This window comes from Rhodococcus sp. MTM3W5.2, from assembly GCF_001984015.1.
Classification (GTDB): domain Bacteria; phylum Actinomycetota; class Actinomycetes; order Mycobacteriales; family Mycobacteriaceae; genus Rhodococcus_G; species Rhodococcus_G oryzae.
This window is the reverse complement of the sequence record NZ_CP019572.1, coordinates 2,772,947-2,787,562: the sequence shown is the minus strand read 5'-3', so window position 1 is coordinate 2,787,562 and position 14,616 is coordinate 2,772,947. Positions and strand designations below refer to the sequence as shown.

Annotated in this window: 6 protein-coding genes and 2 pseudogenes; 4 read left to right on the top strand and 4 right to left on the bottom strand. The window is 68.5% G+C overall.

The features are described 5' to 3' along the window. Nucleotides 1-11: 11 nt before the first annotated feature. Genes BTZ20_RS12845 through metH form a run of 4 tightly spaced genes read right to left on the bottom strand, consistent with a single transcriptional unit; the run spans nucleotide 12 to nucleotide 6,781 of the window. Nucleotides 12-959: an ABC transporter permease gene (locus BTZ20_RS12845; RefSeq protein WP_077041631.1), complete on the bottom strand. Its 948-nt coding sequence runs from the start codon at nucleotides 957-959 to the stop codon at nucleotides 12-14. 9 nt (nucleotides 960-968) lie between these two features. Continuing rightward, nucleotides 969-2,480 carry an ABC transporter substrate-binding protein gene (locus BTZ20_RS12840; RefSeq protein ID WP_077041630.1) on the bottom strand — a complete coding sequence of 504 codons (1,512 nt, stop codon included), beginning with the start codon at nucleotides 2,478-2,480 and terminating at the stop codon, nucleotides 969-971. A 25-nt stretch (nucleotides 2,481-2,505) separates the two neighbouring features. Further along, a complete protein-coding gene (locus tag BTZ20_RS12835; protein WP_411269147.1) occupies nucleotides 2,506-3,204 on the bottom strand; it encodes an HAD family hydrolase in 699 nt (232 codons plus the stop codon). A 7-nt stretch (nucleotides 3,205-3,211) separates the two neighbouring features. Next, nucleotides 3,212-6,781, bottom strand: a complete 3,570-nt coding sequence (gene metH / locus BTZ20_RS12830) for a methionine synthase (RefSeq protein WP_077041629.1) — start codon at nucleotides 6,779-6,781, stop codon at nucleotides 3,212-3,214. Between the two features lie 51 nt (nucleotides 6,782-6,832). Between metH and BTZ20_RS12825 the strand changes: the two are divergent. From BTZ20_RS12825 to BTZ20_RS12810, 4 genes and pseudogenes are all read left to right on the top strand, one after another. Beyond that, nucleotides 6,833-7,728 (top strand): annotated as a pseudogene (locus BTZ20_RS12825) (PAC2 family protein). A gap of 273 nt (nucleotides 7,729-8,001) precedes the next feature. Continuing rightward, nucleotides 8,002-10,478, top strand: a pseudogene (gene nirB, locus BTZ20_RS12820) (nitrite reductase large subunit NirB). After that, a complete protein-coding gene (locus BTZ20_RS12815; protein WP_077041628.1) occupies nucleotides 10,475-10,816 on the top strand; it encodes a Rieske (2Fe-2S) protein in 342 nt (113 codons plus the stop codon). Before nirB ends, BTZ20_RS12815 begins: the two are co-directional and overlap by 4 nt. Before the next feature lie 78 nt (nucleotides 10,817-10,894). Continuing rightward, complete coding sequence (locus BTZ20_RS12810; RefSeq protein WP_077041627.1) at nucleotides 10,895-14,608, top strand: nitrate reductase subunit alpha; 3,714 nt, start codon at nucleotides 10,895-10,897, stop codon at nucleotides 14,606-14,608. Nucleotides 14,609-14,616: the final 8 nt, after the last annotated feature.

The window sequence follows — 14,616 nt, the reverse complement described above, 5'->3', positions numbered from 1 at the left end:
CGCATGCTGTGTCATGCCGCGCTCCGCATGCGGGGATCGATCGCGGTGTAGAGCAGGTCCACCACCAGATTGAGCAGCAGCACCATCAACACCAGCACCATCACGATGGACTGCACCTCCGCCATGTCCCGCTGACCCACCTTGTCCAGCAACAGACTGCCGAGCCCCGGCACCACGAAGACCCGCTCGACGACGACCGCCCCGATCAGCAGCGTGGCCAGCTGGAGGCCTGCGACGGTGACCACCGGCACGGCGGCATTGCGCAACCCGTGGCGCAGCAGCGCTCCCGTCCGGGTCAGGCCCTTGGCCCGCGCGGTCCGCAGGTAGTCCGCGCCCAGCTCGTCGAGCACCGCGGACCGGACATACCGCGTCAGCACCGAGCCCTGCACGAGTCCCAGTGCCAACGCTGGCAGCGTCAGGTAGCTGAGGAACCCGCCGATCCCCTCGATCGGCGCCTGCCACCCGCTCGACGGCAACCAGCCCAGCTCGACCGCGAACACGGTGACCAACAGCACGCCGGCGAGGAAAGCCGGGATCGCGATGCCCACCTGGCTGATCCCGCCGATCAGCACCCCGTCTGCGCGGTTGCGCCGGACCGCGGCCAGGACCCCGAGCGGGATCGCGACGACCAGCGCAACCACCATGGCCGCGCCGACGACCCAGAGCGTGACCTGCAGTCGATCGAAGATCTCCGGCCCGACCGGCTGCCTGGTCAGGTAGGACTCGCCCATGTCGCCGTGCAGCATGCCCCACACCCAATTGCCGTAGCGCACATGGGCCGGTGCGTCGAGGCCCATCGCGGTCCGCTCCCTGGCCACCTCCTCTGCCGTGGCCTGCACCCCCAGTGCGATCCGTGCCGGATCGCCGGGGAGCACCGACAGCAACGCGAACACGAGCACCGATGCGAACGCCGCGGTGAGCGCGAAGATGCCCAGCCGCCGGACCAACTGCATCGCCATCACGCCGCCCTACCCGCGCCGCACCCGGGACAGGTCGAGCGCCAGCGATGTCGCGTTCGCCGGGAGCCCGGAGATGTCGGCGTCGGTCACCGCCAGCAGCGGAAAGAGGAAGAGCCAGTTCGCCGCCGCCTCGTCGGTGATCGTTCGCGCCACCGTTCGCATCTTCTCGATGTAGCCGGCCTCGTCCGCCGCGTCTGCCTCCGCGAGCAAGCGCGTGACCTCGGGATTGCGGAAGCCCCAGTAGTAGTCGGGATTGCCGAAGGTGGTGATGTCGCGCGGCTCGGCGTGCTGGATCACCGACATCTGGTAGGCATGTCGGCCGAACACGGAATCGAGCCAGACCGCTGGGAACTCGACCGGGTTGGTCTTCACGGTGAAACCGACCTGCTGCAGTTGGGAACTCACCACCTGCGCGGCGGCCGTGGCATAGGGCAGGTTCGGCACGTCGAACCGCACCACGGGATTCGGGATGCCCGCCTCGGCCAGCAACTCGCGGGCTCGCTGCGGATCGAACGGGTACACGGCGCTGAGGTCCTCGTACCAGGGGTCGGTGGGCGGCACCATCGATCCGATGAGCTCGCCGTAGCCCGCATACGCGGTGTCCCGCACGGCCTTCCGATCCACGGCGTACATCACCGCCCGGCGGACCCTGATGTCGTCGAAGGGCGCGACGGCTCCGTTCATCGACAGCGTGACCTCGCCGTTGGTGCCGCCCTCGACGACCCGGAACCGGGGATCCGCGCTGAACTGACCGAGCAGTTGCGGAGCCCCGAGGCTGTAGATCGCGTCCACCCCGCCACTGAGCATCGCGTTCGCCTGCGCGGTGGCATCGGCAAAGTACTTCAGCCGCACCGTCTTCATGGCCGGTTGCGCGCCCCAGTAGCGGGGGTTGGCCGCGAGCACCAGCTCCGAGCCCGGGTTCCAGCGCGCCACGGTGAACGGGCCGGTTCCGATCGCGGTGGTGGCCAGCTGGGTGACACCGCGTGGGGTGAACATGGCGCCGACGGGACCGGTCATCGCGAACAGCCACGCATTGCTCGGCGCCCGCAGGATCACCCGGGCCAGGTGCGGCGACGGTGTCTCCACCCGATCCACCACGGCCATCAGCGCAGGCGAGTTCGCGGTCCACTCGGTCTTGACCCGGTCGAGGCTGAACTTGACGTCCTCGGAGGTGAAGGCCTCACCGTTGGAGAAGGACGCGTCCTCGCGAAGCACGAACTCGTAGACGGTCCGGTCCGGGCTGATCGTCCACGAGGAGGCCAGCATCGGAACGATCGCACCGTGCTCGTCGAGCCGGACCAGCCCCTCGTACACGTTGTCCAGCAACGCCTGCGGGATCGCCGCGCCCGCGGTGCGGGTGAAGTCGAGGTTGTCCGGTTTCGCGGTGAGGGCGACGGTGAACGTGTCCGGTCCGCCCGCACTCGACAGACCGGCGCCGGCCGAGCAGGACGTCAGCACGGCGATGGCCACGGTCGATGCGGCCACTCCACGCAGGAGCCGACCGGTCCACCGAGGCGTCATGCCAGGAATCCTGCCATGGCTCGGCTCAGGCGTGGACGGTCCGCCACGCCGCGGCGAACCCCGATTCCCCGATCCCCTCGAGACTCTCCCGGTGCACCCGCCGGGGTCCGGTCGGCACCGCGACCTCGCACGGCACCACCAGGACCGCGCAGCCTGCCGCCTCCGCGGCCGCCGAGCCCGTCGGCGAATCCTCGACAGCCAGGCAGTGTTCCGGAGCGATGCCGAGCAGTTCCGCCGCGCGCAGGTATGGATCCGGCTCCGGCTTGCCACGCGGGACCTCGTCACCACAGACGGTGATGTCGAAGTGCTCGCGCCCCAACGTGTCCAGCGCCTGCTCGGCCAGCACCCGCTCGGTGTTGGTCACCAGCGCGGTGCGCAACCCGCTCTCGCGCACCGTGCGCAGCGCCTCCCGTGCACCCGGCCGCCAGGGGATGCCGAGCGAGAACAGCTCGGTGACACGGCCGTTCACCCACGCCGCGGCGTCCGCGAGGGCGGCGGCCGTCGGATCGAGCTCGAGGGCCCCGAAAATCGTCGCCAGCGCATCGGGCCCGGAGGCGCCGATGATCGAGTGCCGTGTGCTCGGCGTCATCACCCCGCCCAGTTCGGCGGCGAGCTCGTGCATGGCGACGTCCCAGAGCTTCTCCGAGTCGAGCAGCGTGCCGTCCATGTCCCAGAGCACAGCCTTGAGATCGGGACCCGACACCGCCATCGCCGCCTCGAACATCGAGGCCTCAGACATTGAAGTACTTGGCCTCGGGGTGGTGCAGCACGAACGCATCGGTCGACTGCTCGGGATGCAGCTGCAACTCCTCGGACAGCACCACACCGATCCGTTCCGGCTCCAGCAGGGCCACCATCTTGGCGCGGTCCTCGAGGTCGGGGCAGGCGCCGTAACCGAACGAGTAACGGGCGCCCCGGTAACCGAGCTTGAAGAAGTCCTCGACGTCGTCGGGATCCTGCTCGGCGAGGTTGTGCCCTCCCGCCAGCACCAGCTCCTCGCGGACGCGGCGGTGCCAGTACTCGGCGAGTGCCTCGGTGAGCTGCACGCCGATGCCGTGCACCTCCAGGTAGTCCCGGTACGAGTTCGCGGCGAACAGTTCGTTCGCGAAATCCGCGATCGGCTGGCCCATCGTCACCAGGTTCAGCGGCAGCACGTCGACCTGGCCGGTGCGGCGAGCCTCCTCGCGCGAGCGCACGAAGTCCGCGATGCACAGGAACCGGTCCCGGTGCTGACGGGGGAAGGTGAACCGGAACCGTTCCGGCGCATCGGGAGTCGGCTCGGTGAGCACGACAACGTCGTCACCCTCGGAGACCGCAGGGAAGTAGCCGTACACCACCGCGGCGTGCGCGAGGATGCCGTCGGTGCTGAGCCGGTCCAGCCAGTAGCGCAGCCGCGGCCTGCCCTCGGTCTCCACCAGCTCCTCGTAGGTGGGACCGTCACCGGCCCGCTGCCCGCGCAGACCCCACTGCCCCAGGAACAGTGCCCGCTCGTCGAGCAGGCCGGAATAGTCCGCCAGCGAGATGCCCTTGACGATGCGGCTGCCCCAGAACGGCGGCGTCGGGATACCGATGTCGGTGGCGACATCGGAACGTTCGGGCACCTCGACCGGGACCTCGGCTGCCTTGCGCGCCTCGGCGATTCGCTTCGACCGCTCGTGCCGCGCCTTGCGTTCGGCGGCCTTCTCCTTCGCGGCCAGCGCCTCGGGGCTGTCCGGGTCCGGTCCCCCGCCGCGCTTGGTGGTCATGATCGTGTCCATCAGCCGCAGGCCCTCGAAGGCGTCGCGCGCGTAGGACACCTCGCCCTCGTAGATGTCGGCGAGGTCGTTCTCGACGTAGGTCCGTGTCAGCGCCGCGCCGCCGAGCAGGACCGGGAACTGCTCGGAGACGCCCTTGGCGTTGAGCTCCTGCAGGTTCTCCTTCATCACCACGGTCGACTTCACCAGCAGCCCGGACATGCCGATCACGTCGGCCTTCTTGTCGATCGCCGCGTCGAGAATGGTCGCGATCGGCTGCTTGATGCCGAGGTTGACCACCTCGTAGCCGTTGTTGCTGAGGATGATGTCGACCAGGTTCTTACCGATGTCGTGCACGTCGCCCTTGACGGTGGCGAGCACGATCCGGCCCTTGCCGTCCTCGTCGGTGGCCTCCATGTGCGGCTCGAGGTACGCGACGGCCGCCTTCATCACCTCGGCGGACTGCAGCACGAAGGGCAGCTGCATCTGCCCGGAACCGAACAGCTCGCCGACGATCTTCATACCGTTGAGCAGTGTCTCGTTGATGATCACCAGCGGAGGCTTCTCGGTCATCGCCTCGTCGAGGTCGGCCTCGAGTCCGTTGCGCTCGCCGTCGACGATGCGCCGCTCGAGCCGCTCGAACAGGGGCAGACCGGCGAGCTCCTGCGCGCGGGTCTCGCGTGCCGAGGCCGCGGACACGCCCTCGAACAGCTCCATCAGCTTCTGCAGCGGGTCGTAGCCCTCGCTCCGACGGTCGTAGACCAGGTCGAGCGCCACCGTGCGCTGCTCCTCGGGGATCCGTGCCATCGGCAGGATCTTGGACGCGTGCACGATCGCGGTGTCCAGGCCCGCCTCCGTGCACTCGTGCAGGAAGACCGAGTTGAGGACCTGCCTGGCGGCGGCGTTCAGCCCGAACGAGATGTTCGAGATGCCGAGGGTGAAGTGGATGCGGGGGTGAGACGCCTTCAGCTGTCGGATCGCCTCGATCGTCTCGATGCCGTCCTTCCGCACCTCCTCCTGTCCGGTGGAGATCGGGAAGGTGAGCGCGTCGATGATGATGTCGGACTCGTCGAGGCCCCAGTTGGCGGTGATGTCCTCGATCAGCCGCTCCGCGATCCGCACCTTGTGCTCGGCGGTGCGCGCCTGGCCCTCCTCGTCGATGGTCAACGCGACGACGGCGGCACCGTGCTCCTTGACCAGCCGCATGATCTTCTGGAATCGCGAATCCGGCCCGTCGCCGTCCTCGTAGTTCACGGAGTTGACCGCGGACCGTCCGCCGAGGTGCTCGAGGCCCGCCCGGATCACGTCCGGTTCCGTCGAGTCGATCATGATCGGCAACGTCGAGGCTGTGGCGAGCCTGCTCGCGAGTTCGGTCATGTCGGCGGCGCCGTCGCGCCCGACGTAGTCGACGTTGAGGTCGAGCATGTGCGCGCCGTCGCGGGTCTGGTCCTTCGCGATGTCGATGCACCGGTCGAAGTCACCGGAGATCATCGCATCGCGGAATGCCTTGGAACCGTTGGAGTTCGTGCGCTCGCCGATGACCAGGATGCTGGCGTCCTGCTCGAACGGGACCGCGGCGTACAGCGAGGACGTGCCCGGCTCGGGAACCGGCGTGCGCGTGGCCTTCTCGACCAGGCGCACCGCATCGGCGACCTGACGGATGTGGTCTGGCGTGGTGCCGCAGCAACCGCCGACCATGCCCAACCCGAATTCGGAGACGAAGCCGCTCAGGGCCTCCGCGAGTTCCGGTGCGGTGAGCGGGTATTCGGCGCCGTTCGCGCCCAGCACCGGGAGTCCGGCGTTCGGCATCACTGACACCGGCAGCGTCGAGTGCTTGGACAGGTGCCGCAGGTGCTCGCTCATCTCCGCGGGACCGGTCGCGCAGTTGAGGCCGATCATGTCGATGCCGAGCGGCTCGAGCGCGGTCAGCGCGGCGCCGATCTCGCTGCCGAGCAACATGGTTCCTGTGGTCTCGACGGTGACATGGGTGATGATCGGAATCCGGCGTCCGAGCTTTTCCATGGCGTGCTGACTGCCGATGATCGCGGCCTTGACCTGCAGCAGGTCCTGGCAGGTCTCGACCAGGATGGCGTCGGCGCCCGCCTCGATCATGCCGAGCGCGGATTCGGTGTACGCGTCGCGGAGCACCGCGAACGGCGCGTGCCCGAGGGTGGGGAGCTTGGTGCCCGGCCCCATCGAACCGAGCACGAACCGCGCCATGCCGTCCCGGCCGGGGCCCATCTCGTCGGCGACCTCGCGGGCGATCCGGGTGCCGCGCTCGGAGAGATCGCGGATCCGGTGCGAGATGTCGTAGTCGGCGAGGTTGGGCAGGTTGCATCCGAAGGTGTTGGTCTCGACGGCGTCGGCGCCGGACTCGAAGTACGCCCGGTGGATGTCCGCGAGCACGTCAGGGCGGGTTTCGTTCAGGATCTCGTTGCAGCCCTCGAGGCCGAGGAAATCGTCGAGGGTGAGGTCCGCGGCCTGCAGCATGGTTCCCATCGCACCGTCGCCGATGACAACGCGCTGCGACAGCGCATCCAACAGGGCGGAGTGAAATGGGGCAGACATGCCGTCCAGAGTAGTGGGCCCCCTGAAGGACCCTGGTCGTAGGCTGGTCGGGTGAGTCCAAGCGAACCCGAAGTCACGTCCGAGCACGACGCGCCCGCGCTGCGTGACCCCATTCTCGTCGCCGCCTTCGAGGGCTGGAACGACGCGGGCGATGCCGCCAGCGGCGCCGTCGAGCACCTGGAACTCATCTGGGACGCACGACCGCTGGCCGAGCTCGACTCCGAGGACTACTACGACTACCAGGTCAATCGTCCGACGGTTCGCCAGGTCGACGGGGTCACCCGCGAGATCGAGTGGCCCGCCACCCGGGTCTCGGTGTGCTCGCCCCCGGCAGCGAACGGGACGTGCTCATCCTGCGCGGCATCGAGCCGAACATGCGCTGGCGCAGCTTCTGCGACGACCTGCTCGAGATCATCGAGGACCTCGGCGTCACCACGGTGGTCATCCTCGGCGCCCTGCTCGCGGACACCCCGCACACCCGGCCGGTGCCCGTCACCGGCACGGCGTACAGCACGGAGTCGGCCGAGCGGTTCAACCTGGAACAGACCCGGTACGAGGGGCCGACCGGGATCACCGGGGTGCTCCAGGACGAATGCGTCAAGGCCGGGGTGCCCGCGATCTCGTTCTGGGCCGCTGTCCCCCACTACGTGTCGCAGCCCCCGAACCCGAAGGCCACCGTCGCGCTCCTGCAGCGGGTGGAGGAGGTGCTCGACGTGGAGGTGCCGCTCGGCGAGTTGCCCGCCCAGGCCGAGGAATGGGAGCAGTCGGTCACCGAGATGACCAAGGACGACGAGGAGATCACCGAGTACGTGCGCTCGCTGGAGGAGCGCGGCGACGCGGAGGTCGACATCTCGGAGGTCATCTCCAAGATCGACGGCGACGCCATCGCGGCGGAGTTCGAGCGCTATCTGCGCAGGCGTGGACCGGGCAGCTTCGGCGGTCTGTGAGATTCGTCTCTCCCGGTCGGCGGGAGCCTTTTCGGCGGGATCGGCCCCGGCCCGCGGGCCGGTCCCTCCAGATCACAGGCCTGTGATTCATGTCCTGACATGTAGCCGATCAAGCCGGTGAGTTCTTCCTGATTCCCACGTAACCTCTCCGCAGCCACTTCGTCACCGGAGCGCAGCACCCTCGAGTCCATGACGAGCACACGGCGGTTCCTGCGCAGCGTGGACAGGTACACCGGCGAGGCCGTCACGGACCTCGGGACAGGTGGTGCTCTGATGCGACGACTGGTTGTGATCGGCAACGGAATGGCCGGTGCCCGCACGGTGGAGGAGATCCTCGCCAGAGGCGGCCGCGACCAGTTCGACATCACGATGATCGGCGACGAGCCGTACGGCAACTACAACCGGATCATGCTCTCGCACGTGCTGGCGGGCGAGTCGAGCACCGACGACGAGGACCTGATCCTCAACCCGATGAGCTGGTACCGGGAGAACGGCGTGACGCTGTACGCCGGCGACCGCGCCATCCGGCTCGACCGCTTCGCGAAGACCGTGACCTGCGAGAGCGGCCGCGAGGTCGACTATGACGTTCTGATCGTCGCGACCGGGAGCAACACCTTCTTCCCGAACATGGACGGCCTGCGAGAGGCCGACGGACGGCTCGCGCGGGGCGTGTTCGGATTCCGCACCATCGCCGACACGAACGGCATGCTGCAGATGGCGCAGGCCGAGGACGACGTCTCCGCGGTGGTCATCGGCGGCGGTCTGCTCGGGCTCGAGGCTGCCTACGGGCTGCGCACCCAGGGGCTGACGGTGAACGTCGTGCACTCCCCCGGCCACCTGATGAACCAGCAGCTCGACGAGCGCGGCGGATCGGTACTGCGCGCGAAGATCGAGGCGCTGGGCGTGGGTGTGCACACCTCGGTCCGGACCGACGCGGTGCTCCGGGACGAGCAGGGGCGCGTGACCGGTGTCGCCTTCACGGACGGCAGCTCCCTCGCCGCCGACATGGTCGTCGTCACCGCCGGAATCCGTCCGAACACCGAGCTGGCCCGCGCGGGTGGACTGGTGATCGAACGCGGCATCGTCGTCGATGACCAGATGCGCTGCGAGGACGAGGGTTCGGTGTACGCGGTCGGCGAGTGCGCACAGCACCGCGGCGAGCTGTACGGGCTCGTCGCGCCGGTGTGGAAGCAGGCCGTGGTGCTGGCCGAGCACCTCACCGGCTCGAATCCCGAAGCCGCCTACGAGGGTTCGCGGTCGACCACCAAGCTGAAGGTCGCCGGCGTCGATGTCGCGGCGATGGGTGTGAAGGGCCCCGAACTCGACGGCGACGAGTTCCTCCAGTTCTACGATTCGCGTAACGGCACCTACAAGAACGTCGTGGTGCGCGACGGCAAGCTGATCGGGGCGACCCTGATGGGCGAGGTCGGCAAGGCCGGCATGCTGACCCAGGCCTTCGACGGCAAGATCGAGCTCCCCGAGGACCGCCTCAGCCTGCTGTTCGACCTCGCCGACGGCGGCGCTGCGACCAGCGCGGCCGACCTGCCGGACGACACCCAGGTCTGCAACTGCAACGGGGTCAGCAAGGGCGACATCGTGTCCTGTGTGCACGGCGGCGCGTCCTCGCTCGGCGAGGTCATCGCGAAGACCAGGGCGGGAAAGGGGTGTGGCTCCTGCAAGGGGCTCGTGGCCGACATCGTCGCCTGCGCGGCGGGTGGCGCACTGGTGCCGGATCCGTCCGCCGACTGGTACGTCCCGTGCATCCCGATGACCAAGGCCGAGCTGATCTCCGCGATCCGGGAGCAGGACCTGCGCGCGGTCTCCCAGGTGTTCACGGCGCTCGCGGCCGACGGCGCCGAGGACGCGGGGTCCAAGATGCCGCTGGCCTCACTGCTGCGCACCATCTGGGGACCGGACTGGGTCGACGAGCGCGGCGCCCTCTTCATCAACGACCGGGTGCACGCGAACATCCAGCGGGACGGCACCTTCTCGGTGGTGCCGCAGATGAAGGGCGGGGTGACCACCCCGGACCAACTGCGCCGCATCGCCGATGTCGCCGACAAGTACCAGGTGCCGCTGGTGAAGGTCACCGGCGGCCAGCGCATAGACCTGCTCGGGATCCGCAAGGAAGACCTGCCCAAGGTGTGGGGTGATCTGGACATGCCCTCGGGCTACGCCTACGGCAAGAGCATGCGCACGGTGAAAACCTGTGTCGGCAGCGACTTCTGTCGGTACGGTCTCGGCGATTCGACCGCGTTGGGCATCGCGCTCGAGGACCGGTTCCAGGGGCTCGAGACGCCCGCCAAGCTCAAGCTGGCGGTCGCGGGGTGCCCGAGGAACTGCTCCGAGGCGCTGTGCAAGGACTTCGGCGTGGTGTCGGTGGGCGAGGACCGGTGGGAGATCTATGTCGGCGGCGCGGCGGGGGCCCACATCCGTAAGGGTGATCTGCTCGCGACCGTCGAATCGTCGGACGCGGTACTCGACGTGGCCGGCCGCTTCATCCAGTACTACCGCGAGGACGCGAAGTGGCTGGAACGCACATATGCCTGGGTTCCACGGGTGGGACTGGAACACTTGCAGGCCATACTGATCCGCGACGAGGAGGGGCCGTGGCCGGGTTGGACGAGCGCATGGCGATCGCGGTCGCGGGGTACCGCGACCCGTGGCAGGAACGCACCGAACCGAAGTCGCCCGCGCAGTTCGTGCCGTCGCTTCCGCTGCTTCCGCTCCCTCAGGTGCCGGTCCGATGACCGCGCTGCGTTCGCCGAAGTGCCCCGAGGGCGCGACGCCGACGACGCTCGGCGCGGTCACCGACCTGACCCCGGGCGAGGGCAGGGCGTACGCCGTCCGTGGGCTCCAGCTGGCGGTGTTCCTGTTGTCGGACGGCACGATCCGCGCGATGGACGCGGTGTGCCCGCACAAGGGCGGCCCGCTCGCCGACGGGCAGATCGACGGCGGCGTCGTGATGTGTCCGCTGCACCAGTACGCGTTCTCCTTCGACACCGGCGCGTGCACCTCGGAGGGTGTCGGTGCGGCGCAGATCTACCCGGCCCGGGTCGTCGACGGAATGGTGATGGTCGACATCTAGGCACCTGGCACACAAGACGCAGCTCAACAAGTGGGGCCCAGCCGGCGGCCGGGCCCGAAGATCCTCGGAGAGGTACCGATGCCAAGCTCAACCAAGCCCGGCAGCACAACCGGAGTGGTGGGAACAGATCTCGCCGATTCCCTGCTCAAGTTCGGCAAGCACTTCCAGCGCGGCGAGGCCTCCGAGGACCTGCGCACGCTGTACCAGATCGGCGGCCGCTCGTCGGACGAGTTCTATCGCGATCGGATGTCCTACGACAAGGTCGTCCGGTCGACGCACGGCGTGAACTGCACCGGTTCCTGCTCATGGAAGATCTACGTCAAGGACGGGATCATCACCTGGGAGGCCCAGCAGACCGACTACCCCTCGATCGGCCCGGACAAGCCCGAGTACGAGCCGCGCGGCTGCCCCCGCGGCGCCTCGTTCTCCTGGTACACCTACTCGCCCGCGCGGGTCCGCTACCCGTACGTGCGCGGTGTGCTGCTCGAGATGTACCGCGATGCCAAGGAACGCCTCAAGGACCCCGTGCTCGCGTGGGAGGACATCGCGTCCGACCCCGAGAAGTCCAAGCGCTACAAGTCCGCCCGCGGCAAGGGCGGATTCGTCCGCGCCGAGTGGTGGGAGGCCGCCGAGATCGTTGCGGCCGCGCACGTGCACACGATCAAGAAGTACGGTCCCGACCGCGTCGCCGGGTTCTCGCCGATCCCGGCCATGTCGATGGTCAGCCACGCGGTCGGCACCCGGTTCATCTCGCTGATCGGCGGCGCGATGCTGTCCTTCTACGACTGGTACGCCGACCTTCCCGAGGCCTCGCCGCAGGTGTTCGGCGACCAGACCGACGTGCCCGAATCGGCCGACTGGTTCGACGCCGGCTACCTGATCATGTGGGGCTCGAACGTCCCGGTCACCCGAACCCCGGACGCGCACTACATGACCGAGGCCCGCTACCGCGGCCAGAAGGTCGTCGTGGTCTCGCCCGATTACGCCGACAACACGAAGTTCGCGGACCAGTGGCTGCCCGCACGCCCGGGCACCGACGGCGCCCTCGCGATGGCGATGGGCCACGTGATCCTCAAGGAGTTCTTCGTCGAGAAGAACACCGAACGGTTCACCGACTACGTCAAGAAGTACACCGACCTGCCGTACCTGATCACGCTGGACGAGCGTGGCGACGGCTACGTGCCAGGAAAGTTCCTCACCGCAGCCGATCTCGGTGACTCCGCGGAGGGCGCCGAGCACAAGACGGTGCTGCTGAACGCGGAGACCGGCGAGACGGTCGTCCCCGGCGGTTCCCTTGGCCACCGGTTCACCGAATCGGGCAAGGGCCACTGGAACCTCGACCTGCACGGTGTCGACCCGCTGATGACGATGCACGAGGACCCGGACATGGCGACAAACGCGGTCGCCGTGGACTTCCCGCGCTACGACACCTCCACTCCGGGGGTGCTGCGCCGCGGGGTGCCCACCCGGATGGTGGCCGGCAGGCGCGTGACCACCGTGTTCGATCTCATGCTCGCCCAGTACGGCGTCGGACGCCCGGATCTGCCCGGCAACTGGCCGACCGGCTACGACGACACCGAGGAGCCATACACCCCGGCGTGGCAGGAGGGCATCACCGGCGTCTCGGCGGCCGCCGCGGCGCGCGTCGCCCGTGAATTCGCCGACAACGCCGACCGGTCCGGCGGCCGGTCGATGATCCTGATGGGCGCGGGCACCAACCACTGGTTCCACTCCGACCAGATCTACCGGTCCTTCCTCACCCTGACCATGCTCACGGGCTGCCAGGGCGTCAACGGCGGCGGCTGGGCACACTACGTCGGACAGGAGAAGTGCCGACCGGTCACTGGTTGGGCGACACTCGCATTCGGCTCGGACTGGTCCCGTCCCGCCCGTCAGATGCAGGGCACGATCTTCTGGTACCTGGCCACCGACCAGTGGCGCTACGACCCCTTCACCGCCGAGGTGATGTCCTCGCCGCTGGCGAACGGCACGTTCGCGGGCCGCACGGCGGCGGACAACATCGCCCTCGCCACCCGCCTCGGTTGGATGCCGAGCTACCCGACCTTCAACCGAAATCCCCTCGACCTGGCGGACGAGGCGGACCGGCTGGGCAAGAGCGCGGCCGAGCACGTGGTGGACGGCCTCAAGACCGGTCACCTGCAGTTCGCCGTCGAGGACCCGGACGCGCCCGAGAACTTCCCGCGCTGCCTCACGGTGTGGCGCTCGAACCTGCTCGGCTCGTCCGCGAAGGGCAACGAGTACTTCCTCAAGCACCTGCTCGGCGCCGATTCGAACCTCAATGCCCGCGACTCCGAGGGCATTCGGCCCGAAGAACTGATCTGGCGAGACGAGGCCCCGGCAGGCAAGCTCGACCTGCTCACCACGCTGGACTTCCGGATGACGAGCACCACGCTGTTCTCCGACGTCGTGCTGCCCGCGGCCACCTGGTACGAGAAGCACGACCTGTCCAGCACGGACATGCACCCGTTCGTGCACGCCTTCTCCCCCGCCATCTCCCCGCCATGGGAGACCAAGACCGACTTCGAGGCGTTCCATCGCATCGCCCGCGGCTTCAGCTGGCTTGCGGAAAAGCACCTCGGCACCCGGCGCGACATCGTCGCGATGCCGCTGATCCACGACACCAACGACGCCACCGCTCAGCCCGGCGGCCTGGTGCTGGACTGGAAACGTGGTGAATGCGAGCCGATCCCGGGCAAGACGATGCCGAAGATCGTCGTCGTCGAGCGGGACTACTCGGCGATCGCGGAGAAGCTCGGCGCGCTCGGCCCGCTGGTCGAGGAGCTCGGACTCACGACCAAGGGAGTCACAACCCATCCCACCGAGGAGGTCGAGTACCTGCGCGGTGTGAACGGAACGGTGCAGACCGGCGTCGCGGCCGGGCGTCCCTCGCTGGCCAAGGACAAGCACGCCTGCGAGGCGATCCTCGCGCTGTCGGGCACCACCAACGGACGGTTGGCCACCCAGGGCTTCGAGCACCTGCAGGAACGCACCGGGACCGAGCTGGTGGACCTGGCCGCCGAGAACGAGGGCACCCGAATCCGTTTCGCGGACACCCAGGCCCGGCCGGTGCCGGTGATCACCTCGCCGGAATGGTCGGGGTCTGAGACCGGCGGCAGGCGGTACTCGCCGTTCACCATCAACACCGAGCGGCTCAAGCCCTGGCACACCCTCACCGGCAGACAGCACTTCTACCTCGACCACGACTGGATGGCCGAGCTCGGTGAACAGCTGCCGATCTTCCGTCCGCCGCTCGACATGACGGCACTGTTCAGCGAGCCCGCAGTGGGCGAGACCCACGGAAACGGGGTCGGCGGCACCGTCACCGTCCGGTACCTCACCCCGCACTCGAAGTGGTCGATCCACTCGGCGTACCAGGACAACCTGCACATGCTCACGCTCTCGCGCGGCGGACAGTCCATCTGGATGTCCGACGTGGACGCCGCCAAGATCGGTGTGGCGGACAACGACTGGATCGAGGCGAGCAACCGGAACGGCATCGTCGTCGCCCGCGCCATCGTCAGCCACCGGATGCCCGAGGGCACCGTCTTCATGTACCACGCCCAGGACCGCGCGGTGGACGTGCCGCGTACCGAGCGCACCGGAAAGCGCGGCGGCATCCACAACGCGTTGACCCGGCTGATGATCAAGCCCTCGCACCTGATCGGCGGCTACGCCCAGCAGTCCTTCGCGATGAACTACCACGGCCCGACCGGCAATCAGCGCGACGAGGTCACCACGATCCGCCGCCGCGACCAGGAAGTGACGTACTGATGAGAGTT